Origin of the sequence: Sphingomonas leidyi (assembly GCF_011761945.1) — a bacterium.
In the GTDB taxonomy this organism is placed as follows: Bacteria; Pseudomonadota; Alphaproteobacteria; order Sphingomonadales; family Sphingomonadaceae; genus Sphingomonas; species Sphingomonas leidyi.
Genome location: NZ_JAASQV010000001.1, coordinates 1,327,754 through 1,349,474 on the forward strand (window position 1 = coordinate 1,327,754; position 21,721 = coordinate 1,349,474).

A 21,721-nucleotide genomic window follows, 5' to 3' on the forward strand; every position below is an offset into this window, starting at 1 on the left:
GATCGGCAGGAGACCTGTTTTCCCGGCGAGTTACAAGGCCCGCATGCTGTTGATTTCACGCTATGAGCGGATGATCGCCCGCCGCTATCTGCTGCCCGGGCGGAGCGAGGCGTTCATCGCCGTCGTCGCCGGGTTCAGCCTTGTCGCCGTCATGCTCGGCGTTGCCGCGCTGATCGTGGTGATGAGCGTGATGAACGGCTTCCGCGCCGAATTGTTCGACAAGATCACCGGGCTGAACGGCCATGCCGTGGTCCAGGGCTATGGCGGCCAGCTGCGCAATTGGCGCGCGGTGCTCGACGAAGCGAGAAAGACGCCCGGAGTCACCAGCGCGACGCCGCTGATCGAGCAGCCGCTCTTCGCCACCTATAATGGCCGGGCGGAGTTCATCCAGCTGCGCGGCATGCGGATGGAGGACATCCTCAGCAATCCCACGCTCAAGGGCAAGGAAGTCGTCGGGTCGCTCAAGAGCCTGAAGCCGGGGGGAGAGCAGGTCGCGATCGGCTCGCGCCTGGCGGAATCGCTGGGGGCCACGGTGGGCAGCGAGATATCGATTCTCAATCCCGCCGGAGCGGCGACGCCCTTCGGCACCATGCCGCGCATCGTGAAGTACAAGGTCGCCGCCATATTCGAGGTGGGCGTCTATGACTATGACAAGGTCTTCGCCGTCATGCCGATCGAGGACGCGCAGACCCTGTTGCTGCTCGGCGACGGCGTTTCGATGATCGAGCTGGAGACTGTCGACCCGGACCGGGTGGCGCAGATCCTTCAGCCGCTGAACGACAAGGTGAGCGGCGTCGGCCAGATCACCGACTGGCGGATGATGAACTCCGAGCTGTTCGAGGCGCTGGCGGTGGACCGCACCGTCTCGTTCACCATCCTCTCGATCATCCTGGTGGTCGCGGCGTTCAACATCGTCTCCTCGCTGATCATGCTGGTGCGCGCCAAGACGCGGGACATTGCGGTGTTGCGTACGATGGGTGCGACGCGCGGCGGACTGATGCGGATCTTCGTGACCGTGGGCACCACGATCGGCGCGCTTGGCGTGGCCGCGGGCGGCGTGCTGGGTTTCCTCTTCATCACGTTCCGGGAAGGGGTGGTGAAGTTCATCGGGCTGGTGACCGGCCAGAATATCTGGGATCCGCAGATGCGCTTCCTCACCGAGCTGCCGGCCAAGACCGATCCGTTCCAGACGATAGGCATTTGCGTGATGGCGCTGATCTTCTGTTTCCTGGCCACGCTCTATCCGGCCTGGAAGGCTGCGAGCACCGATCCGGTGCAGGTGCTGCGCTATGAGTGATGCTGAGGGACGCGTCGTGCCGGTCCTCCAGACGCACGGCCTCAAGCGCAGCTTCAGCCAGGGCGGCGAGACGATCGAAGTGCTGCGCGGCATCGACCTCGCGGTGCAGCCGGGCGAGATCGTTGCGCTGCTCGGCCCTTCGGGCTCGGGCAAGTCGACCCTGCTCCAGGCCGTCGGCCTGCTCGAGGGCGGCTTCCAGGGATCGATCCAGATCGTCGGCAAGGAGGCCGCCCAGCTCGACAGCCCGAGCCGCACCGCGGTGCGCCGCGACCATCTGGGTTTCGTCTACCAGTTCCATCACCTGCTGCCGGATTTCAATGCGCTTGAGAATGTCGTGCTGCCGCAGATGATCCACGGCGCGTTGCGCGCGGATGCGGACAGGCGCGCGGAGGAACTGCTCACCGCACTCGGCCTCGCACACCGGCTGACGCACCGGCCGAGCCAGCTTTCGGGCGGCGAGCAGCAGCGCGTCGCCGTTGCCCGGGCGCTCGCCAACAAGCCGGCGCTGGTGCTGGCGGACGAACCCACCGGCAATCTGGACGAGGCGACTTCGGACAAGGTGCTCGCCGAATTCCTCGGCCTGGTCCGCACCCAGGGTTCGGCCGCGCTGATCGCGACGCACAACGAGCGCCTTGCCGCCCGGATGGATCGCGTGGTGCGGCTGCACGAGGGGCATCTGGAGTGAAGCATCGCGAGCGCTGGATCCCGGTCACCCTGGGGCTCGGAACGCTCGCGCTGGCAACGGGCATCTGGTTTGCCTGGCCGGTCGCACGCCATGCCTTCGACTCCGGGCGCCAGTTCCGCCCGCTCTACATCCCCTCCCAATCGATGCGGCCTACGCTCGAGGTGGGGGATCGATTCTATCCGCGCGATCTCGGCCCGAAGGGACCGGCGCGTGGCGAGGTCATCGTCTATCGACTGGGTGAGGAGAAGCGTGTCGGGCGCGTCGTCGGGCTTGCCGGCGACAGCGTCGCGCTGGCGGGCGGCATCGTCTCGATCAACGGCAAGCCGGTGCCGCAGAAGCAGATCGGCATGGGAACCGCGGATGAGCCTGGCTCGCCCGCCCGGAAAATGCTCGAACAGTTCCCCGGGGAGGCGCAGCCGCATGCCATCCTGGATCAGCATGCCACGCCCCAGGACGATTTCGCCGCCGTCGTCGTCCCCGCCGGGCACCTCTTCGTGATGGGCGACAATCGCGACAACAGCTCGGACAGCAGGTTCCCGCGCGAGAGTTTCGGTGTGGGCATGCTGCCGGAGAGCGATGCGCTTGGGCGCGTCGATTTCATAGCCTGGTCGATGGCGCTGCCGGGGCGCTTCGATCGTCCGATCACCAGGATCGACAAATGACGGCCTGGCGCGAGGTCCCGACGCTTGCCGGCCGTCACGTCACGCTCCGCCCGATGGCGCGCGCGGATCGTGCCGACCTGCTCCTGGCCTTTGCCGGGCTCCGCCATCTGTTTCACACTACCGTGCCCGACGATGCCAGCATCGACGCCTGGATGGACCGGATCGAGAATGACGTGGCGGCGGGGCGGAGCCTGCCGTTCACCGTGCTCGATGCCGAGGGGCGAATCGCCGGTGCCACCCGTTTCCTGCGGATGAGCGAGGGGCATCGCCGCGTCGAGATCGGCGGCACGCTCTATGCGCCACGCGTCCAGCGGACGGGGCTCAACACCGAGGCCAAATACCTGCTGCTCCACCATGCCTTTCACGAGCTTCGGGTCAATTGCGTGCAGATCCGCACCGATTTCCTCAACCAGGCCTCGCGCCGCGCGATCGAGCGGCTGGGCGCGCGGATGGACGGCGTGTTGCGCGGCCATCTGATCCTGAAGGGCCATATGCGCGACAGCGTGGTCTATTCGATCCTGGCACATGAATGGCCCGGCGTCCGCCGCAATATCGAACTGCTGATGGCCCGCTACGAAGGAGAGGCCGCATGACTGCGATCACCGACATTCCCGTCCGCCAGCCCGGCGGCGCGGAGACCACGCTCGCCGATCACGCCGGCGAGGTTCTGCTCATCGTCAATACCGCGTCGAAATGCGGCTTCACGCCGCAATATGCCGGCCTCGAGGCGCTGCACCGCAAGTACAGGGATCGCGGCTTCTCGGTGCTGGCCTTTCCCTGCAACCAGTTCGGCGCGCAGGAGCCGGGGGATGCGGAGGAGATCGCGAATTTCTGTTCGCTCACCTATGACGTGACCTTTCCGGTCTATGCCAAGATCGACGTCAATGGCCCCGATGCGGCGCCGCTGTTCGATGCGCTGAAGGCTGCGGCGCCGGGCGTGCTCGGCTCGAAGGGGATCAAGTGGAACTTCACCAAGTTCCTCGTCGACCGGACGGGCACGAAGGTGGAGCGGTTCGCGCCGACTACCAGCCCCGACGCGATTGGCCCCGAGATCGAGAAGCTGCTGTAATCCGGCCCGGTGCCGGAAGCAGGCGCGTCTGCGGCGGCACCGGCCGGGCGGGGCGGCGCAGGCGATCGAAGAGGCCGGCCACTACATAGCGACCGGTGAGCCCCAGCAGCATCACGGCGCCGGCCCGGCGCGGACGGCTGCGGCGCTGGCCGCGCGCCTCGATCGGCGGTTCGTTGCGCGGGCGATGGCGGCGCGGGGCAGGGGGCAAGGTCATCCGTTCGGCCACTGCCGCGGCGCTGCCGCCCCGGTCGCGCCGCCGCCAGACCACTTTCTGCCCGGCGGGAACCTCTTCCCATTCCTCCGCCCCAACCGCGCGAAGCAGGTCGTCGCCGCAGCGGATGCACAGCGAGAATTCCGTTTCGCCGCTGCGATAATGCGTCGGCATCGCGGCATGGCCGAGCAGCCGGCAGCGCAGCGCGCCCATCAGCGGCGGACCGGGCGGGTGCGGCGCGAGCCGGCGCGGGGCGCGCGGCGATGCATGACCTGCCAGCTGGCGAGCTCGCGGAACCGGCCGTCGACATGCGTCACCGCGAGTCGCGGGTTCCAGATTTCGAACCGGTCGCCGGTGCCGACGATCAGCGCCATGCTTTCGATCCGGCCGAGATGGCGCATCACCGCCGGGAGCATCAGCCCCTGCTCGCTGCGTGGCGCGACCTCGACGATGCCGAACAGCCGGCGCATGCGCTCATGATGCCGTTGCGCATCGCGCCCGGCATCCTCGTCGGCAAGGCGCCAGCGCTCGGTACGCGTGCGAATCTCCTGGAGATGCGATCTGGCATAGCCGACGAGGCACTGATCGCGTTCGTGGGTTGAGAGAAACAAGGGCTCCTCCGGGGCGGGAAGACCCAGCGTCCGGGCCATGGTGTCGGCAAGCAGGACATTGCCTTCCGCATCGACTTCACAAAGCGCGCACCCGAGATACAGGGAACTCATTTTACCCCTCCAACGCAACGAGTTACTCGTGCTGTCCACAAACTTATCCACAGGGTTAACGCACATCAACCAAAATATGCGGACGAGTCGTTCGAATTGTGGGGCGGGCCGTTGGATTGCAGAGCCGGGAAGGGCGGGCGGGGGCCTCCGACGCCTCAGGGAGAGCCCGGCCGTTAAAATGACGTTCATCGCAGAACCGGCATCGGCGACGGGGATCGGCTTGAACGGCGCGTGTGGGGCAACTAGAGGTGCGCCGAAAGCCCCCGCCCTTTCCCCGTTTAGGAGAGTTTCGCATGAACTTCGCTTCCAAGCTCGCGCTGGCCGCCGTGCTGTCGCTGGGCGCCACTGCGCTGACGGTGGCCCCTGCTGCCGCGCAGAAGAAGAAGGACGACAAGAACGCCCCGGCTGCGAACCAGCTTCAGGTCAGCGATGAATTCCGCAAGCCCGCCGCTGCCGCCGAAGCCGCGGTGAAGGCCAAGGACTGGGCGACCGCCGAACCGCAGATCACCGCTGCCGAAGCTGCGGCGAAGAATGACGACGAGAAATTCTTCGCGGCCTCGATGCGCCTGCAGCTCGAGCTCGGGCGCGGCAACGAGGCGGGCCAGATCGCGCCGCTGCAGGTGCTGGTGGCCAGCCCGCGCAGCGCGCCGGACGCAGTGGGCCCCTACAATGCGCGTCTGAACTTCCTGCTCGGCAAGGCCGCCGCGTCGCAGAAGAAGCATGCCGACGTCATCAACTACATGACCAAGGCGCGCCAGCTGGGCGAGAAGAACGTCGACATTCCGCTGATGCTGGCGAATTCCTACGCCGCCACCGGCAAGAATGCCGAGGCCGCCGCCGAAGCGCGCAATGCGATCGAATTTGCCAAGTCGACGGGGCAGAAGGCGCCGGAGGCCTGGTATCAGTTCGCCATTCCGAAGGTGACCGCCACCGGCAATCGCGAGGCGACCTATGACTGGCTCGCTTATTATCTGAAGGACTATCCGGCGGTGAAGAACTGGCGCTGGGCGATCGAAGTGCTCGGCCAGGGCGCCAAGGGCTCGGATCGGGCCGCCAAGACCGAGCGCATCGACCTCTATCGTCTTCGCCGCATCACGAACTCGCTCGCCGATCGCGGCGACTATGCCGACTATGCCTATGCCGCCCAGTCCTCGGGCCTGCCCTGGGAAGCGATCTCGGTGATCGAAGAGGGGCGCAAGAACGGCAAGCTGCCGACGACCGACCCCGATGGCAACCGCACCTACACCGCGGCCCAGGCCGGCGTTAAGAGCAGCCCGTCGCTCGACGTCCTGGCCAAGCAGGGCGGTGCCGGCAATGCCGACGCGCTGCTCGCCGCCGGCGACAATGCGCGCGCGCTCGAGCTCTACGACGCTGCGCTGGCCAAGGGCGGCGCGGATGCCAATGAGATCAACCTGCACCGCGGCATCGCGCTGCAGCGTCTCGGCCGCAAGGAAGAGGCGAAGACGGCGTTCCAGGCGGTGAAGACCGGCCCGTACGTCAATGTCGCGCTGCTCTGGCAGGTCTCGCTCGAAACGCCGCCGCTCAGCTGAGCGCGGCTTCGCGCCGAACAGGGAAGGGGGCGGCAGCGATGCCGCCCCTTTTCGTATCAGGCGACCGGCACGCCGGGCAGCGCCTTGGAGGTTCGGATGGTGAGCGAGGTCTTCACATGCTCGACGTTCGGCGCCGGGGTGAGGCGCGTGGTCAGGATGTGCTGGAAGCTCTGCAGGTCGGGCGCGACGATCTTCAGGATGAAATCGATCTCGCCGTTGAGCATATGGCATTCGCGGACTTCGGGAATGTCGGCCATCATCTGTTCGAAGGCGCGCAGGTCTGCTTCCGCCTGGCTTTTCAGGCTCACCATGGCGAACACGGTGAGGTTGTAGCCCAGTGCGGCCGGATCGAGCGCGGCATGATAGCCGGTGATCGCTCCCTGCTGCTCCAGGGCCCGCACCCGCCTGAGGCAGGGAGGCGCCGTCAGCCCAACGCGTTCGGCAAGCTCGACATTGGTCATGCGGCCATTGTCCTGCAACAGGCCGAGGATCCGTACGTCGATATCGTCGAATCGCATTTATGTTCCTTCTATCTGTTGATTCGTTTCCGTGTGTTGCGTTTAGACATAATATTATTACGCCGCAACGCAATTGTCCCACAATGCGACGTGCCGAAATCGACAGTTCCGAACCGACGTTTCACGGGTTAAGGATTCCTTACGGCGCGTGTTGCTGCGCCGGGTAAAGGTGGGCACGCGTTGCGCTTCGACGATACATTGGAGACGGTGCTGGCCTCGGATCTGGGCACGCCTTATGGCGTCCAGTCCGCCTGGCGGCAGCTCGTCGACCTGATCGGTCGTCGCCGTGCCGTTGCGGGCAATCGTGCGATGGGCGTGCTCCGCACGATTCGCGAATCCGTGCCGCTGCCGGTGCGTGCCGCCAGCGCCCGCACCCTCGAGCATGCCGATCCGCCGCCGCCGCTCGTGCGCCTGTTCGCGCTCGACGAGCTGCAGGTGGCGCTGCCCGTGCTGCGCAGTGCGCGGATGAATTCGGCCGAGTGGATCCAGCTGCTGCCCGAACTCGCACCGGCCGCACGCGCGATATTGCGCAATCGGCGCGACCTCAGCCCGGCGGTGCGTCGCGCGCTGGAGAGTTTCGGCCCGATCGATTTCGTGCTGCCCGACGAGACGGTGAAGCAAGTCCCGGTCGAAACCGTGACCGCCGAGCCGGAAGTGATGGCCGAGGTGACGGCAATCGATTGGGCCGAGGTGGTCGACGCGCGCCCGGCCGAGCCGGTGCCGGCCGAGATTGAGGCGGTCGAGCATCTCGACGCAGCGAATGCGGACTCGCACGAATCCATGGCGGCAGCCGCGCCGGAGGCCGAGGGCAAGCCCCTGGTCTATTGGAGTTCCACCACTCCCCAGCGGTTGCCGGCGCACGAGGCGACCCTTGCCGCATTGCTGGGCCGGTTGCCCGTCGCCGCTCCAGTCGACGAAGCGAGGGAGGGCTTGCCGGCCGAAGACCTCGATCCGGTCGACTCCGGATTGGCGGAGCCGCAGGCCCATATCGGGTCCGTGCCGGTGCCCGAGCCCGAAGTCGCACCCGAAGCGGAGGCCCCTCCGCTGGTGGAGGACCTTTCCTTCGTCGCACTTGCCGGCCTGGCGCCGTCGATCACCGCTTCGGCGGCGCAAGTAGCCGAAGAGGCCGAAATTCCGATCCGCCCGGTCCAATCCGGGACAGACGAGTCAGCCGATTCCGCCGAAGCGATTGCGCTGCCGGAGGCAGGGGCGCAGGGTCCGGCCATGGAGTATAGCGATAGCCTGGCCGCAGAAGTGCGGCAGATTGCGGCAGAAGCCGCGGGCGACGACGACGGCACCTTCGAGATTGCCGACGTGGTGGCGCGGATCGACGCGTTCTGGCGCCATCGCGAGGAAACCGGCCCGCAGGACCCGCCCGCACCGCGCCCGGCCGACGACTTCCGTTTCGAGACCGATGCCAAGGGCATGATCCGCTGGGTCGACGGCGTCAGCCGTGCGCCGCTGATCGGCGTATCGCTCGATAGCCAGGCTGCTCCCGGCGTATCGGAGGCATCGCGCGTGGATGGTGTCGCCGCGGGGGCTTTCCGGCGCCGCGCCGGCTTCTCCAATGCCCGGCTTTCGGTGGAAGGCGAATCCGATGCTGCGGGGGACTGGCTGATCTCGGCCATCCCGGTCTTCGATCCCGGCAATGGCCGCTTCACCGGCTATCGCGGAACCGCGCGCCGGCCGCGAGTCGACGAACGCGCCGAGCCGGTGCGCACTGCGCCGGCGCCGGCGATGCCGGCCGATTCACTCCGCCAGCTCGTCCATGAACTGCGCACGCCGACCAATGCGATCGCGGGCTTTGCCGAGATGATCGAGGCGCAGATGCTCGGCCCCGTGGGCGATGCCTATCGCGACCGGGCCCAGGTGATCCGCTCCCAGGCGCGCGAACTGCTTGGCGCGATCGACGATCTCGATCTCGCCGCGCGGATCGACAGCGCGGCGCTTTCGCTCGTGCCCGGCCAGATCGCGTTGCGGCCGGTGCTCGCGACGATCGTCGACGACCTCGCGCCGCTTGCCGAACTGCGCGGCTCGGTGATCGCGCTGCCGATCGCCGATCTTTCGGTCACCGGTGATCGCCGCGCGGTCGAGCGATTGCTGGCGCGCCTCCTCGCAACGCTCGTTTCGGCCAGCGGGCACAGTGAACGGATCGGCGTACACATGGCGCTGGAGACTGCCGAGATGGTGTCGATCACCATCGATCGCCCCCAGGCCCTTGCCGACTATCCCGGCGATTCGGTGCTCGACATCGACGATGAGCGCGAGGACGCGACGCTGCTCGGCACCGGATTCGCGCTGCGGCTCGCCCGGAACCTCTCCCGCGAACTGGGCGGCACGCTCGTCATCGGCCGCGAAAGCTTGACTTTGCGGCTTCCGGCCGCCGTAAACGAGCAGGTGGGCCAGGCACATCTAAGCTGAAGTGGGGGGTGACGCTCCAGATCGCGGCGGTTACCGCGTGCCCGCGCCCGTTCCGGGTGCGCGCCTGCACTGGCCGGACGATTTCGGCACGCGCTTCACCATCTTCGTCGACACCGAGGAGGAGTTCGACTGGGGTGCGCCGCTCAGTTCCGATGCGGACGGGACCCGGCATATGGCCGCGCTGCCTGCGGTACATGCCCGCTTCGCCGCCGCGGGCGTGCCGCTCGCCTATCTGGTCGACTATCCGATCGCGACTTCGCCGCTCGCCATCGACGTGCTGCGCGAAGTCATGCAGGACGGGCGCTCGGCGATCGGTACCCAGCTCCATCCCTGGGTAAATCCCCCGCACCGGGAGGAAGTGAACGGATTCAACAGCTTCACGGGCAATCTCCCGATCGGCCTGCAGCGCGCCAAGCTGACAGCGCTCACCGATGCCGTGGAGCGCGCCTTCGGGCGCCGTCCGCTCGTCTATCGCGCCGGCCGCTACGGGATCGGGCCGGAGACGCCGGCGCTGCTTGCCGAGCTCGGCTATCGGATCGATAGCTCGATGCGATCGGCCTATGATTATTCCGCGGAGGGCGGGCCCGATTTCCTTGCGGTGCCCAATCATGCGTTCCGCTTGGGCGAGCTGATCGAGCTGCCCTTCACCACGGTTTTCACCGGCCGCCTGCGGCGGGGCGGGGCGGGGCTGCATCGCAGCCTGGGCCGTTTCCCGCACGGGATCGGCATCGCGTCCCGCCTGGGTATGCTTTCGCGCGTGTCGCTCACACCCGAGGATATGCCGCTGGACGAGGCCAGGGAGGCGATTCGCGTCGCGGTGGGCGAAGGGTTGCGGCTGCTCAACTTCGCCTTTCATTCGCCTTCGGTGGAGCCCGGCCACACGCCCTATGTGCGCACCGAGGCGGATCTGGCGGCATTCCTGCGCTGGTGGGACGAGGTGCTCGCCCTGCTCGACCGGCTGGGCGTGCGCGCCGCATCGGTCGATCAGATCGTCGCGGCGACTTGCGGCCCGGCCTGAGGTTCCGCTAGGGCCGGTTTGCTGGGGGCCTGTAGCTCAATTGGTTAGAGCTGGCCGCTCATAACGGCTAGGTTGCGGGTTCAAGTCCTGCCGGGCCCACCAGCGGCGGATCGCGGGCAATGGCGAAGCTATTGCCTTGTGTAGTTCGCAATCACGGCCTAGGGCCGCAATCCGCGTCGGGGAGTGGCGCAGCCCGGTAGCGCGCTTGCTTTGGGAGCAAGATGTCGCAGGTTCGAATCCTGTCTCCCCGACCATTTTCCGGTCCTCACCCCATATCGGCTTCGATGGCGGCGCGTGCGGGCGCCGCGTCGGCCGTGCCGTCGAGCGCGCGTCGCAAGGCTTCGCGGTCGAGCCGGCCTTCCCAGCGCGCCACCACGATCGTCGCCACGGCGTTGCCGATGAAATTGGTGAGGCTGCGGCACTCGCTCATGAAGCGGTCGACGCCGAGGATCAGTGCCATGCCCGCCACGGGGATCGAGGGAACCACCATCAGGGTCGCGGCCAGCGTCGCGAAGCCCGCGCCGGTGACGCCCGCCGCGCCCTTGGACGTGAGCATGGCGGTGCCGAGCAGGATGAGCTGCTCGCCGAGCGAGAGGTGCACGCCGGTTGCCTGGGCGATGAACAGCGCAGCGAGCGTCATGTAGATGTTGGTGCCGTCGAGGTTGAACGAATAGCCGGCCGGCACCACCACGCCGACCACTTCCTTGTCGCAACCGGCGCGTTCCAGCTTGTCGATCAGCGCGGGGAGGGCGGCTTCGGAGGAGGAGGCGCCAAGGACGAGCAGCAGCTCGGCCTTTATGTAGCGGAGCAGCTTGAAGATCGAGAAGCCGGCCAGCCAGCCTACGATCCCGAGTACGCCGAGCACGAACAATGCCGAGGTGAAATAGAAGGTGCCGACGAGCCAGGCGAGATCCCGCAGCGATTCCACGCCATATTTGCCGATGGTGAAGGCCATCGCGCCGAACGCGCCCACGGGCGCCGCGCGCATCAGGATGGCGACGATGCGGAACACCATTTCCGATGCCTGTTCGAGCAGATCGACCAGCGGGCGGACGCGCTCGCCGATGCTGGCAAGCGCAATGCCGCACAGGATGGCGACGAACAGCACCTGGAGGATCGACCCCGCCGTGAGCGCCGAGACCAGCGTGGTCGGGATGATCGCCATCACGAAGCCTGTGATGCTGGTCTCATGGGCCTGCTTCTCGAAGCCGGCGACCTTGGCTTCGCTCAGGCCGTGCGGATCGACATGCATGCCCGCCCCGGGCTGGACGACATGCGCGACGATCAGGCCCAGAATCAGCGCCAGGGTGGAGAAGAACAGGAAATAGGCGAAGGCCTTCACGACCACGCGGCCGAGCGAGCCCAATTCGCGGGCGCCGGCAATGCCCGTCACCAGGGTAAGGAAGATCACGGGCGCGATGATCATCTTGACGAGGTTGACGAAGGCGAGGCCCAGCCATTCGAGCGATGCGCCCCAGGCAGGCCAGATCGCGCCGACCAGCATGCCCGCCGCGATGCCGATCAGCACCTGCACATAGAGCATCTGCCACCAGCGCTGCGGCTTGCCGGCCTGGCTCGTTGCTACTGCGCCCATTCTTCCTCCCCTCGATCCGACCGGGCATAGCGGAGCGCGCGATTGCCCCCAACAGGAAAGGGCGCCCCCTTTCGGGAGCGCCCTTCCTATTCCTCGGTCCGGCCGGATGGCCGGCGCCGAACGGAGATCAGTGCGCGTTCGCCGTGGCGGCGTCGGCCTTGTTCTCTTCCACGTTCGCGGCGTTCTCGAGGGTCGCCTCGGCGGCGGCGTTGGTGGTGTTGTCGGCGGCAGCTTCGTACGCAGCGGCATTCGCCTCGTGCGAGTCGGCAACGTTCTCGGCGGTGGTGTTGGTGGTGCCGCCGTTGCAAGCCGCGAGCGACATCAGGCCGGCGGTCGCAGCAACAATGAGGATCTTCTTCATGTGGTGCTCCTAAAGGAACTCAAACGTTTCGCAACCGGCCCGATTGCCGTCGCGAACCGCTGGCATAGCGGTCGTTGCGTATGCGTCAATCGCAAATTCACCCGATGGCAAAATTTAGGACATTTTTTTGCCCAAATCTTGCCCATTGGTGGCCATCAATGAGCGAGGCCGCCATAGGGTTCCCTCACTCGCCGCCGCCCTTGGCGATCGGCCCGATATCCTCGGGCGCGTTCGCAGTCACCGCGAGCATCGCCGTCCAGGCTGCCACATTCTGGCGGAGCTGTTCCGGATCGATCTTGTCCAGCGTGTCGTCGGGCGTGTGGTGATAGTCGAAATAGCGCAGGCCCGACTGGCTGAGATCGATCACGCCCACGCCGGTGTTGATGATCGGTCCGACATCGGTGCCGCCATGCGCCGTGCCGCGGCCGCGCGAGATGCCGAGCGGGGCGAGGACGGTCGCCAGGCGATTGGCGATCGGCTTGGCGCCTTCGGGCAGGTTCACTTCGAACTTCCAGACGCGATCGGCGCCGAAATCCGATTCCTGGGCGAGCACATGGCGCTCGTTCGCATGCGCCTTGGCATAGGCTGCGCCGCCAAAGCCGCCGACTTCCTCCGCACCGAACCACACGACGCGGATCGTGCGCTTCGGCTGGCCCGCATCCATGATCCGCTTGGCGGCGGCGGTGGTTATCGCCACGCCCGCGGCGTCGTCGATCGCGCCGGTGCCGAGATCCCAGCTGTCGAGATGGCCGCCCACCACGATGATCCCCGCCGAAGGGTCGCTCCCCGGCACTTCGGCGATGACGTTGCCCGATTCCGCCTCGCCCTTGAACTCGGGGGTGACCAGCAGCCTGAGCCGCACAGGGCCGCGCCGGAGCAGCCGCTCCAGCTGGTCGGCATCGGGCAGCGAAAGTGCCGCGGCGGCGATCGGCTTCACGTCCTTGGCCCAGTTGGTCACGCCGGTGTGCGGATTGCGGTGGTGATCGGTGCCGATCGAGCGGATCAGCACGGCGACCGCGCCCTTGCTGGCGGCAAGGTTCGGCCCGGCCCGGCGGGCGCCGCCGAAATAGCCATATTGCGAGCCGTCCTGCGTGGGCGTCATCGTATTGCCGATATAGACGATCCGGCCCTTCACGGCCTCGGCCGGCGCGGCCTGGAGATCTGCGAGCGTGGGGAAGAAGGCGATGTCCGCCTCGACGCCCTTGGGCCCGGTCGAGCCCGAATTGCCGAGAGCGGCGAGAACGAGCTTCTGCGCCGAGGGACCGACCACTTCCGCGGTCTCCGCGCCGCGCACCCAGAGCGGCATCCGGAAGGTCTCGATGCGCACGTTCCGGAAGCCGAGCGCAGTGAGCTTCTTCACTGCCCAGGCCCGGGCGCGGGTTTCCGCTTCGGTCGCCGCGAGGCGCTGGCCGATCTCGGTGGTGAGGCCTTCGGTGATCTCCCAGGCGAAATCGTCCTTGAGAGCCGCATCGCGCAGGGCCGCCGGATCGTGCGCGGCGCCCTGGGCCAGGGCGGGAAGGGGCAGGGCGAGGGCGGCGACGGCCGCGAGCAGGATGCGCTTGGTCATGGCGGCGGACGCTAGCCGCAGCCGAAACGTTCGGCAATGCGGCGCGGGTTTCCGCTGCGTTTCCGCGGCCGCGCCAGGCCGTTCCGCGGAGGCGACGGCAGGGGAAGCCCAGCATTGCAGGCGCATGACCGCTGCGTTGCCATTTCCGCGTCCCGTCGCTACATCGCGCCCGAACTTCCTGCATATCCAGACCTGCGAACGGAGACCGCCACGTGGCCGCCCAATACGCCTTCGTCATGAAGGACATGACCAAGACCTTCCCCGGCGCTCCCAAGCCGGTGCTGAACAACATCAACCTGCAATTCTACCAGGGTGCCAAGATCGGCATCGTCGGCCCGAACGGCGCCGGCAAGTCGACGCTGATGAAGATCATGGCGGGCATCGACAAGGACTTCTCGGGCGAGGCCTGGCCGGGCGAGCACATCACTGTCGGCTATCTGCCGCAGGAGCCGCAGCTCGATCCGACCAAGAACGTGCTGGAGAACGTCAAGGACGGCGCGCGCGAGGTGGCCGACATGGTCGATCGCTTCAACGCGATCTCGGCCGAGATGGGCGATCCCAAGGACGACACCGATTTCGACGCGCTGATGGAGGAGATGGGCGACCTCCAGACCAAGATCGACGCGGTCGATGGCTGGACGCTCGACAACCAGCTCGAGATCGCGATGGAAGCGCTGCGCTGCCCGCCGTCGGATTGGGAAGTCGCCAACCTTTCGGGCGGTGAGAAGCGCCGCATCGCGCTCACCCGGCTGCTGATCCAGAAGCCGGACATCCTGCTGCTCGACGAACCGACCAACCATCTCGACGCCGAGAGCGTCGAGTGGCTGGAGAATCACCTCAAGGAATATGCCGGCGCGGTGCTGATGATCACCCACGACCGCTATTTCCTGGATAATGTCGTCGGCTGGATCCTCGAGATCGATCGCGGCAAGTATTTCCCGTACGAGGGCAATTACTCGACCTATCTGGAGAAGAAGGCCAAGCGCCTGGAGCAGGAGGACCGCGAGGAATCCGGCCGCCAGAAGGCGATCAAGGACGAGCTCGAATGGATCCGCCAGGGTCCGAAGGGCCGCCAGACCAAGTCGAAGGCGCGTATCGCCAAGTTCGACCAGCTCGTGGCGAGCCAGGAGAACCGCAAGCCGAGCGGCGCCCAGATCGTCATCCAGGTGCCCGAGCGCCTGGGCGGCAAGGTGATCGAAGTGGAGAACATCTCCAAGGCTTACGGCGACAAGCTGCTGTTCGAGAATCTCTCGTTCACGCTGCCGGCCGGCGGCATCGTCGGCGTGATCGGCCCGAACGGCGCCGGCAAGTCCACGCTGTTCAAGCTGATCACCGGCCAGGAGACTCCGGACGAAGGCACGATCGAGATGGGCACCACCGTCCGCCTCGGCTATGTCGACCAGAGCCGCGATCACCTGGACGACAAGAAGAACGTCTGGGAGGAAATCTCGGACGGGCTCGACTACATGAAGATCAACGGGCACGACCAGTCGACCCGCGCCTATGTGGGCGCTTTCAACTTCAAGGGCGCCGACCAGCAGAAGAATGTCGGCAAGCTCTCGGGCGGCGAGCGCAACCGCGTGAACATCGCCAAGATGCTGAAGCGCGGCGGCAACGTGCTGCTGCTCGACGAGCCGACCAACGACCTCGACGTGGAAACGCTGGGCGCGCTGGAAGAGGCGATCGAGAATTTCGCGGGCTGCGCCGTGGTGATCAGCCACGATCGCTTCTTCCTCGATCGTCTGGCCACCCACATCCTCGCCTTCGAGGGCAACAGCCATGTCGAATGGTTCGAGGGCAATTTCGAAGCCTATGAGGAAGACAAGCGCCGCCGCCTGGGCGACGCTGCCGACCGCCCGACCGCGCTGGCCTATAAGAAGCTGACGCGCTGATCGCATATGCGCGCCAGCCGGGCGCGGTGGCCGATGCCGCCGCGCCCGGCTGGCGTTCTGCCCGGCGATTTTCCCCGCCCGCCATGCCGCACTTCGATTCGGCTCTATAAATTTCGTAATTTACGAAGTTTTGGAGTTGAATGATGACGTTGAAGCAGAAGCTGCTCGCCGCGCTGACGATGCTGGGCATCGTCCTCGGCGCGCTGATCGCGGGTTTTTCCTGGTCCGCGACCGCCAGCCGGGCGGCGCTCCATACGGTGCTCGCCGATCGGGTGATCCCGCTCAAGGACCTGAAGCTGGTCGCCGACAATTATGCGGTGCGCATCACCGATGCCGCGCACAAGGCGCGCAACGGCAATATCAGCTTCGCCCAGGCGGCGGCCGATATCGGGAAGGGCAAGGCCGATGTCGATGCGGCATGGAAACGCTATGCCGCGACCGACGCCACCGCGGAAGAAGAGGCGCTGGCGAGTGAGGCCGAGGGGGTGATCGCCAGGGCGGATGAGGGAGTCGTCCGGCTGGAGGGCATCCTGCGCGCCGGCGACCGGGCTGCGCTCGACCGGTTCGTCACCAACGAGCTCTATGCGGATGTCGATCCCGTCTCCGAAAAGGTCGGCAAGCTGGTCGACATGCAGATCAGCGTCGCCGGCGACGTCACCACCAGGGCGCTGGGCCTGGCGAATGTCGCCACCACCGTGGTGATCCTGCTTGGCTTGGTCGCGCTCGCGGTGCTGGGGGGTGCCTTCTACATCGTCAGCCGCAAGGTCGTCGTGCCGATCAAGGGCCTTGCCGAGGTGATCCACGGCCTTGCGCGCCAGAACGGCACGGCCAAGGTTCCGCATCTCGACCAGCATGACGAGATCGGCGACATCGCCCGCTCGGTCGATGCATTTCTGGAGGCGGTGATCGCCAAGGAGCGCGATGCCGCCGCCGCGGCGGCGGAGACGCAGAGGATCGTCACCACCGCGCTGGAGCAGGGCCTGTCGGCGCTCGCCGATGGCGACCTGACCGGTGAGATCCATGCCGAATTCCCGGAAAGCTATGCGGCACTGAAGGCGAACTTCAACAGCGCGCTCGCGGCTCTGCGGGTCCTGATCGCCACGGTGAGCGAAGGCGCCACGGCGATCCAGACGGGCTCGCGAGAGATCGCACAGGCGTCGGAGGACCTGGCACGCCGTACCGAAGGCAATGCCGCGAGCATCGAGGAGACTTCGGCTGCGCTCGCCCAGATGGACGAGCGGCTGCGCGGCACCGCCGAGGCGGCGAACCAGACGGTGCGCAGTGCCGACGACGCGATCCGGGTGGTCGGCGACGGTCGTGCGCTTGCCGAGCAGGCCGTCACCGCGATGGGCCGGGTCAGCGAGAGCGCGCGCGGCATCGATGACGTTATCGAGGGCCTCGACAAGATCGCGTTCCAGACCCGCGTGCTCGCGATGAACGCGGCGGTGGAAGCGGGTCGCGCCGGCGAAGCCGGGCCTGGCTTTGCGGTGGTCGCCGATCTGGTCTCGGCGCTCGCGATGCGGGCCGAGGAAGAGGCGAAGCGGGCCCGCGAACAGCTGACGCTCACCCAGGACGAAGTGGGCACCGCCGTGGGAGCCGTACAGCGCATGGACAGCGCGCTGGAGGCGATCTCGGGCGGCGTCGGCGCGGTGCACCGGCTGCTCGACGCGATGGCGGCGGACAACCAGGCCCAGTCGACCGCGATCACCCAGATCGTGACCGCAGTGAACGAGATGGACCAGTCGACTCAGCAAAATGCCGCGATGGTGGAGGAAACTTCGGCTGCTTCGCGGAACCTTGCCGAGGAAGTGGGCAATCTCGCCGATCAGGCGGGCCGCTTCCGCACCGGTGGCGCGGCCGGCACGGCGCGCCGCGGCCGGGTCGTCGAACTCCGCGGGGTCGCTGCCTGAAGCGCCATCGGGGATCGCGCCCGACTCAGAAGCGGCGCGCGATCCCCAGATAGATTTCCAGATCCGGGCTGGCGGCATTGAGCCCGGCGACGGCGCCGACGTCGAGCTGGAGATCGCGCCGCGGCTGCCATGCGAGGGACAGGCTGGCCAGCGCCTGGGTGGCGTGCCCGGCGGGATCCTGGTCGCGCAGCGCCTGCAACTCGATCGCGCTGCTCAGCGAGGCGGTGAGGACGGTGCTCAGGCCGATCGCGCTGCCATAGGCGAGGTGGCGTCCGCGCCGGTCGCCGTCCACCGCCGCGTCGACTTCGGGAGTGAGCGACAGGCCGAGCCTGTCGGTGAGGCCGTAGCTGAGCGGCACGATCAGGCCGGCGCCCCAGTCACCGGCCCCGATCGTCGCGCCGCCCATGGGCAGGGTGGCATAGGGCATCACCGCCACGGCGAAGCCCGAGCCGTCGGGGTGGGAGAGGTTGCGGCGCACCGCCAGGGTGAGATCGCCGGTGCCGCTGGCATGCGTGACAGTGCCGCTCGCCCGGTCGCGCGTGCGCACCGCGCCCAGCGCGGTCCAGCCGAGTTGCACTTCCATGTCCTGGGTCATGCCATAGCGGACCAGCAGGTCGCCGAAGGTCCAGCTGTCGGTGCGCTGGGCGGAATCGCGTTCGAGCGACCAATCGATCGCGCCGCTCTCGATCACGAGATGTCCCCGGTCCACCGTGCAGGCGGGGGTATCGAGCCCCGGTCGGTCGGGGCAGAGCGGGCGCAGGTCCTGCGCCTGGGCGGTGCCGATCCCGGCGAGCGTCGCGGCGGCCAGAATGAACGCGTGCTTCATGACGGATACATAGACGGTCCCCGAACCGCGCGGTAGCGTTCGCGGCGAAGGGGGAGAGGCGATGCGCGCGTGGATCCGGGAGCATGGCATCCGGCTGAGCGCGCTGGCGCTGGTGGGGCTGCTCTTCGCCTTGCCGGTGGCGGTGCTGATGTGGATGACCGCGGTGTCCGGCACATCGTGGCGGGGGGCGCTGCCACCGCCGACGCCGGAGGAACGCGACCTGGAGGGGCGATTGCACGGTCATGTCGTCGCGATCGCCGGCAAGCCGCACAATGTCGGTCATCCAGAGGCCTATGCCGCCGCCGCGGCCTATATCGAGCGGACGCTTGCCGGGCAGGGTCATGCCGTTCTGCGTCAACCCTTCGATGATGGGCACGCGGTCAATCTCGAAGCGGTGATCGAGCCGGCTTCCCCCGGGGCGCCGACACTGGTGGTCGGGGCACATTACGACAGTGCATTCACGGCGCCGGGCGCCAACGACAATGGCAGCGGCACCGCGGCGCTGCTCGAACTGGGGCGGCTGCTCGGCGATCTGCGCGGCCGGGCGAATGTCCGCATCCGGCTGGCCTTCTTCGCCAACGAGGAACCGCCCTTCTTCAAGACCGACCGGATGGGCAGCCTGGTCTATGCGCTGGCGCTTGCGGAGAAGGGGCAGAAGCCCGATGCGATGTTCTCGCTGGAAACCATGGGCTTCTATCGCGACGAACGCGGCAGCCAGCACTACCCGTTTCCGCTCGCGCAGCTCTATCCGGACACGGGCAACTTCGTCGCCTTTGTCGGGCCCGTTTCGGCGCGGCCGCTGGTGCGACGGGCGACGGGGGCGTTCCGCGCCGTTCCGCTATCCGCACTATCACACGCCGGAGGATACTCCCGACAAGATCGATTACGGGCGGCTCGCCCGGGTCACCGCGGGGCTGGCGCGGATGCTGCGCGACTGGCGCTGACGCTTGCTTCGCCGGATGCGACATGGTGCATTGCATTGGTGATGCGGATGGAAAAGGGGCCCCGGTGACGAGATCGATCCTTCTGGCGGCCGCGTTGTTCGCGGCGGCACCGGCCGCGGCGCAGGCGCCGGCCTTCCAGTCCCAGGTCGAAGCGTTCGACGATTTCGCGACGGCGAGCACGGTCATGCCGCCCGCCGAGCGCGTGAAGGCATTCCGGGCGAAGTTCGATGCGCTGCTCCCGGGATTCTACGAACCGCGCTTCGGCGCCACCGAGGCGCAGTATGACGCGCGCGTCCAGAAGGCGCTGGAGGGCTATCCGGCGACGCGCGACAAGCTGCTGGCCGCGGCGCGCGACTTCACCGGGGCCTATGCGACGGCCAATGCGCGTTTTCGCAGCGTCTTTCCCGATTATGCGCCCACCATGCCGATCTACCTGATCCACTCGCTGGGCGAGATGGACGGCGGCACGCGCGAACTCCGTGGAAGGACGGTGGCGATCTTCGGGGCGGACATGATCGCCAGGATCCATGACGGCGGCACGATCGGGCCCTTCCTCGACCATGAGCTGTTCCATTTCCACCACGCAAGATATTTCCCGGATTGCCCGGCGCTATGGTGCTCGCTCTGGCAGGAAGGGCTGGCCGTCTATGTCGCGGCGCGGATGAACCCGGGAGCGGACGACCGGGCATTGCTGCTCACCTTCCCGCGCCCGATCCGCCCCGAGGTGGAGCCGAAGCTCGCCCAGGCGATGTGCCTGGTGCGCACCAAGCTGGGGTCGACCGACCAGCAGGACTATGCGACCTTCTTCTTCGGCAGGGGCGGAAAGGCGCAGGGCGGCTGGCCGCCGCGCTTTGGCTATTATCTGGGTTATGTGCTGGCCAGGCAGCTGGGCGACACGATGACGCTCGATGCGCTGGCCAGGCTGCCGCCGGAGCAGGTGAAGGCGAAGCTCGAGGCCGCGCTGGCGGCCTATCGCTGCTGACCGCGCCGGGTTGCCGGCACGGTCAGCATTCGATCTCAGGCCTTTCTGGTCGCCGCGTCCGCGCTCCACGCGCCGCCGCCGGCGGCCGCGAGGTAGAGGAAGACGAAGCAATAGAGCATGATCGCCTCGCCCCCGTTCGCGGCGGGGAAGAAGCCGTTCGGGAAATGCGCGATGAAATAGCCGACCGCGCACATGCCCGACGCAATGAACGCCACCGGACGCGTGAACAGGCCGATCACCAGCAATGCGCCGCCGACCAGCTCGATCGTGCCCGCGGCATAGAGCATCGGGTTGAGCGGATAGGGAAAGGGCGGCAGGCCGAAGAACTTCGATACGCCGTGCTGCAGGAAACCGAGCCCGGCGACGATGCGCAGGACGCTCAGCAGCCGGGCCGACCAGCTTGCGGGAATGGGCATGGACATTTCTCCTCGCCGGACACGCCCCTGCGCGCCGTTTCGAGGCTGAAATGTTTCATCTCATGCCCATCCGGTCAACCGACGCCCCGGAAACCGATCGTTTCCAGGCGCGCGCTGCCCCGGCTCTCAGGCGGTGAAGCGCTTGGTGAAGCCCTTGGCGTGCTTGTCGCCTGCTGTCTGAAAGGCCTCGACATGATCGACCACCGCCATGGGCGGGCCTTCCCGCAAGGCTTCGGTGAGCGAGGTCAGCGCCTCGTCATCGCCCTCGGCAAGCAATTCCACCCGTCCGTCATTCAGGTTGCGAACCCAACCCCGCACGCCCAGTTGCTTGGCAAGGCGCACCGCCCAGTCGCGATAGCCGACGCGCTGCACGCGCCCCGACACATAGATACGCTGTGCCGTCATATGTCCCCACGCCCATTTTTTACCCGGCCGCATCCCTTCGGCCTGGATGCAACTCTATCAATTTGAAGATGCGAGGGAATCGGGCGAAGGCGCGGCTCGTCGCGCGCTAGGGGTAAGTGATCGCAATCACTTCATATTCGCGCTCCCCGCCGGGCAGCATCACCCGGCGGAGGTCACCGATCCCGGCGCCGCGCAACGCGCGCGCGATCGGGGCGTTCCAGCCGACCAGGCCCTTGCCGGCATCGGCCTCGTCGTCGCCGACCAGGGTGAGGATGCGGTGATTGTCGTCCTCGTCGGCAATGGTGACGGTAGCGCCGAAATAGGCGCGGCTCTTGTCCGCCTGTTGCGCCGGATCGACGACCTTGGCCGCCTTCATCCGCCTCGACAGCCAGCCCAGCCGCCGGTCGATCTCGCGCAGGCGCTTGCGGCCATAGATATAGTCGCCATTCTCCGAGCGATCGCCATTGCCGGCGGCCCAGGAGATGGTCTCGACCAGGGCGGGGCGCTCGGTGGCGAAGAGCGCGTCATATTCGGCCCGGAGCGCGGCATAGCCTGCCGGGGTGATATAGTTGGGGCGGTCCATTCCTAACCCGTAGCCCAAACCGTCATCCCCGCGAAGGCGGAGATCCGGCGTAACGGAACCATGCCCTTGGCGACCTGGATCCCCGCCT

General features: G+C 67.2%; 22 protein-coding genes and 2 tRNA genes. 14 read left to right on the forward strand and 10 right to left on the reverse strand.

All coding sequences use genetic code 11. The features are described from left to right. The first annotated feature begins 46 nt into the window (after positions 1-46). From FHR20_RS06425 to FHR20_RS06445, 5 genes are read left to right on the forward strand one after another with little or no spacing between them, the layout of a single operon-like run. Positions 47-1,297 (forward strand): lipoprotein-releasing ABC transporter permease subunit, encoded by a 1,251-nt coding sequence (locus FHR20_RS06425; protein WP_167299401.1) that lies wholly within the window; start codon positions 47-49, stop codon positions 1,295-1,297. Next, the gene (locus tag FHR20_RS06430; protein ID WP_167298730.1) at positions 1,290-1,982 is read left to right on the forward strand and encodes an ABC transporter ATP-binding protein; all 693 of its coding nucleotides are present in this window, start codon (positions 1,290-1,292) and stop codon (positions 1,980-1,982) included. The genes FHR20_RS06425 and FHR20_RS06430 overlap by 8 nt, the downstream gene beginning before the upstream one ends. Next, the gene (gene lepB / locus FHR20_RS06435; protein WP_167298731.1) at positions 1,979-2,644 is read left to right on the forward strand and encodes a signal peptidase I; all 666 of its coding nucleotides are present in this window, start codon (positions 1,979-1,981) and stop codon (positions 2,642-2,644) included. The genes FHR20_RS06430 and lepB overlap by 4 nt, the downstream gene beginning before the upstream one ends. Further along, positions 2,641-3,237 (forward strand): GNAT family N-acetyltransferase, encoded by a 597-nt coding sequence (locus tag FHR20_RS06440; RefSeq protein WP_167298732.1) that lies wholly within the window; start codon positions 2,641-2,643, stop codon positions 3,235-3,237. The genes lepB and FHR20_RS06440 overlap by 4 nt, the downstream gene beginning before the upstream one ends. Next, entirely contained in the window at positions 3,234-3,713 is a 480-nt protein-coding gene (locus FHR20_RS06445; RefSeq protein ID WP_167298733.1) for a glutathione peroxidase, read from the forward strand. Before FHR20_RS06440 ends, FHR20_RS06445 begins: the two co-directional genes overlap by 4 nt. Here the strand turns inward: FHR20_RS06445 and FHR20_RS06450 are convergent. Together FHR20_RS06450 and FHR20_RS06455 are read right to left on the reverse strand one after the other, a co-directional pair. Beyond that, entirely contained in the window at positions 3,667-4,137 is a 471-nt protein-coding gene (locus FHR20_RS06450; protein ID WP_167298734.1) for a hypothetical protein, read from the reverse strand. The genes FHR20_RS06445 and FHR20_RS06450 overlap by 47 nt on opposite strands. Beyond that, positions 4,137-4,646 carry a hypothetical protein gene (locus tag FHR20_RS06455; protein ID WP_167298735.1) on the reverse strand — a complete coding sequence of 170 codons (510 nt, stop codon included), beginning with the start codon at positions 4,644-4,646 and terminating at the stop codon, positions 4,137-4,139. Before FHR20_RS06455 ends, FHR20_RS06450 begins: the two co-directional genes overlap by 1 nt. Positions 4,647-4,939: 293 nt before the next feature. Between FHR20_RS06455 and FHR20_RS06460 the strand changes: the two genes are divergently transcribed. Further along, the gene (locus FHR20_RS06460; protein ID WP_167298736.1) at positions 4,940-6,196 is read left to right on the forward strand and encodes a hypothetical protein; all 1,257 of its coding nucleotides are present in this window, start codon (positions 4,940-4,942) and stop codon (positions 6,194-6,196) included. 56 nt (positions 6,197-6,252) lie between these two features. On the opposite strand, the gene FHR20_RS06465 is transcribed toward FHR20_RS06460, so the two are convergent. Then, positions 6,253-6,714, reverse strand: coding sequence for an Lrp/AsnC family transcriptional regulator (locus FHR20_RS06465; protein WP_086129504.1), 462 nt, complete (start codon positions 6,712-6,714; stop codon positions 6,253-6,255). 180 nt (positions 6,715-6,894) lie between these two features. Here FHR20_RS06465 and FHR20_RS06470 point away from each other — a divergent pair, with 180 nt between their 5' ends. The 4 genes from FHR20_RS06470 (at position 6,895) to FHR20_RS06485 (ending at position 10,407) form a co-directional block, all read left to right on the forward strand. Next, complete coding sequence (locus FHR20_RS06470) at positions 6,895-9,135, forward strand: sensor histidine kinase (protein WP_243857141.1); 2,241 nt, start codon at positions 6,895-6,897, stop codon at positions 9,133-9,135. A gap of 37 nt (positions 9,136-9,172) precedes the next feature. Further along, positions 9,173-10,153: a polysaccharide deacetylase family protein gene (locus tag FHR20_RS06475; protein WP_167298737.1), complete on the forward strand. Its 981-nt coding sequence runs from the start codon at positions 9,173-9,175 to the stop codon at positions 10,151-10,153. A gap of 25 nt (positions 10,154-10,178) precedes the next feature. Then, a tRNA-Ile gene (locus tag FHR20_RS06480) sits at positions 10,179-10,255 on the forward strand. A gap of 75 nt (positions 10,256-10,330) precedes the next feature. Continuing rightward, positions 10,331-10,407 (forward strand) — tRNA-Pro (locus FHR20_RS06485). Between the two features lie 11 nt (positions 10,408-10,418). Here the strand turns inward: FHR20_RS06485 and dctA are convergent. The 3 genes from dctA to FHR20_RS06500 form a co-directional block, all read right to left on the reverse strand. Next, complete coding sequence (gene dctA, locus FHR20_RS06490) at positions 10,419-11,747, reverse strand: C4-dicarboxylate transporter DctA (protein WP_167298738.1); 1,329 nt, start codon at positions 11,745-11,747, stop codon at positions 10,419-10,421. A 127-nt stretch (positions 11,748-11,874) separates the two neighbouring features. Then, positions 11,875-12,108, reverse strand: coding sequence for a hypothetical protein (locus FHR20_RS06495; protein ID WP_086129506.1), 234 nt, complete (start codon positions 12,106-12,108; stop codon positions 11,875-11,877). A 184-nt stretch (positions 12,109-12,292) separates the two neighbouring features. Next, positions 12,293-13,675: a M20/M25/M40 family metallo-hydrolase gene (locus FHR20_RS06500; protein WP_167298739.1), complete on the reverse strand. Its 1,383-nt coding sequence runs from the start codon at positions 13,673-13,675 to the stop codon at positions 12,293-12,295. Between the two features lie 212 nt (positions 13,676-13,887). Here FHR20_RS06500 and ettA point away from each other — a divergent pair, with 212 nt between their 5' ends. Both ettA and FHR20_RS06510 read left to right on the forward strand, forming a co-directional pair. Continuing rightward, positions 13,888-15,567 carry an energy-dependent translational throttle protein EttA gene (gene ettA, locus FHR20_RS06505; RefSeq protein WP_137864789.1) on the forward strand — a complete coding sequence of 560 codons (1,680 nt, stop codon included), beginning with the start codon at positions 13,888-13,890 and terminating at the stop codon, positions 15,565-15,567. Between the two features lie 143 nt (positions 15,568-15,710). Further along, complete coding sequence (locus tag FHR20_RS06510) at positions 15,711-17,477, forward strand: methyl-accepting chemotaxis protein (protein ID WP_167298740.1); 1,767 nt, start codon at positions 15,711-15,713, stop codon at positions 17,475-17,477. A gap of 25 nt (positions 17,478-17,502) precedes the next feature. Here the strand turns inward: FHR20_RS06510 and FHR20_RS06515 are convergent, their stop codons facing one another. After that, on the reverse strand, positions 17,503-18,303 hold the full coding sequence (locus FHR20_RS06515; RefSeq protein WP_167298741.1) for a transporter: 801 nt from the start codon (positions 18,301-18,303) through the stop codon (positions 17,503-17,505). A 61-nt stretch (positions 18,304-18,364) separates the two neighbouring features. Here FHR20_RS06515 and FHR20_RS23020 point away from each other — a divergent pair, with 61 nt between their 5' ends. Next, positions 18,365-19,315, forward strand: a complete 951-nt coding sequence (locus FHR20_RS23020; protein ID WP_167298742.1) for a M28 family peptidase — start codon at positions 18,365-18,367, stop codon at positions 19,313-19,315. After that, positions 19,312-20,229, forward strand: coding sequence for a DUF2268 domain-containing protein (locus tag FHR20_RS06525; RefSeq protein WP_167298743.1), 918 nt, complete (start codon positions 19,312-19,314; stop codon positions 20,227-20,229). The genes FHR20_RS23020 and FHR20_RS06525 overlap by 4 nt, the downstream gene beginning before the upstream one ends. A 35-nt stretch (positions 20,230-20,264) precedes the next feature. On the opposite strand, the gene FHR20_RS06530 is transcribed toward FHR20_RS06525, so the two are convergent. The 3 genes from FHR20_RS06530 to greB form a co-directional block, all read right to left on the reverse strand. Beyond that, the gene (locus FHR20_RS06530; protein ID WP_167298744.1) at positions 20,265-20,645 is read right to left on the reverse strand and encodes a DoxX family protein; all 381 of its coding nucleotides are present in this window, start codon (positions 20,643-20,645) and stop codon (positions 20,265-20,267) included. Positions 20,646-20,771: 126 nt separating this feature from the next. Continuing rightward, a complete protein-coding gene (locus FHR20_RS06535; RefSeq protein WP_137864784.1) occupies positions 20,772-21,050 on the reverse strand; it encodes an acylphosphatase in 279 nt (92 codons plus the stop codon). 106 nt (positions 21,051-21,156) lie between these two features. Further along, positions 21,157-21,633, reverse strand: coding sequence for a transcription elongation factor GreB (greB, locus tag FHR20_RS06540; RefSeq protein WP_167298745.1), 477 nt, complete (start codon positions 21,631-21,633; stop codon positions 21,157-21,159). Positions 21,634-21,721: the final 88 nt, after the last annotated feature.

What these genes read in the sequence shown, in the direction of transcription:
- FHR20_RS06430 (WP_167298730.1), top strand. Translation starts at nt 1,290, where the DNA reads ATGAGTGATGCTGAGGGACGCGTCGTGCCGGTCCTCCAGACGCACGGC.
- FHR20_RS06440 (WP_167298732.1), top strand. Translation starts at nt 2,641, where the DNA reads ATGACGGCCTGGCGCGAGGTCCCGACGCTTGCCGGCCGTCACGTCACG.
- FHR20_RS06445 (WP_167298733.1), top strand. Translation starts at nt 3,234, where the DNA reads ATGACTGCGATCACCGACATTCCCGTCCGCCAGCCCGGCGGCGCGGAG.
- FHR20_RS06450 (WP_167298734.1), bottom strand. Translation starts at nt 4,137, where the DNA reads ATGGGCGCGCTGCGCTGCCGGCTGCTCGGCCATGCCGCGATGCCGACG.
- FHR20_RS06455 (WP_167298735.1), bottom strand. Translation starts at nt 4,646, where the DNA reads ATGAGTTCCCTGTATCTCGGGTGCGCGCTTTGTGAAGTCGATGCGGAA.
- FHR20_RS06460 (WP_167298736.1), top strand. Translation starts at nt 4,940, where the DNA reads ATGAACTTCGCTTCCAAGCTCGCGCTGGCCGCCGTGCTGTCGCTGGGC.
- FHR20_RS06465 (WP_086129504.1), bottom strand. Translation starts at nt 6,714, where the DNA reads ATGCGATTCGACGATATCGACGTACGGATCCTCGGCCTGTTGCAGGAC.
- dctA (WP_167298738.1), bottom strand. Translation starts at nt 11,747, where the DNA reads ATGGGCGCAGTAGCAACGAGCCAGGCCGGCAAGCCGCAGCGCTGGTGG.
- FHR20_RS06495 (WP_086129506.1), bottom strand. Translation starts at nt 12,108, where the DNA reads ATGAAGAAGATCCTCATTGTTGCTGCGACCGCCGGCCTGATGTCGCTC.
- FHR20_RS06500 (WP_167298739.1), bottom strand. Translation starts at nt 13,675, where the DNA reads ATGACCAAGCGCATCCTGCTCGCGGCCGTCGCCGCCCTCGCCCTGCCC.
- FHR20_RS06510 (WP_167298740.1), top strand. Translation starts at nt 15,711, where the DNA reads ATGACGTTGAAGCAGAAGCTGCTCGCCGCGCTGACGATGCTGGGCATC.
- FHR20_RS06515 (WP_167298741.1), bottom strand. Translation starts at nt 18,303, where the DNA reads ATGAAGCACGCGTTCATTCTGGCCGCCGCGACGCTCGCCGGGATCGGC.
- FHR20_RS23020 (WP_167298742.1), top strand. Translation starts at nt 18,365, where the DNA reads ATGCGCGCGTGGATCCGGGAGCATGGCATCCGGCTGAGCGCGCTGGCG.
- FHR20_RS06530 (WP_167298744.1), bottom strand. Translation starts at nt 20,645, where the DNA reads ATGCCCATTCCCGCAAGCTGGTCGGCCCGGCTGCTGAGCGTCCTGCGC.
- FHR20_RS06535 (WP_137864784.1), bottom strand. Translation starts at nt 21,050, where the DNA reads ATGACGGCACAGCGTATCTATGTGTCGGGGCGCGTGCAGCGCGTCGGC.
- greB (WP_167298745.1), bottom strand. Translation starts at nt 21,633, where the DNA reads ATGGACCGCCCCAACTATATCACCCCGGCAGGCTATGCCGCGCTCCGG.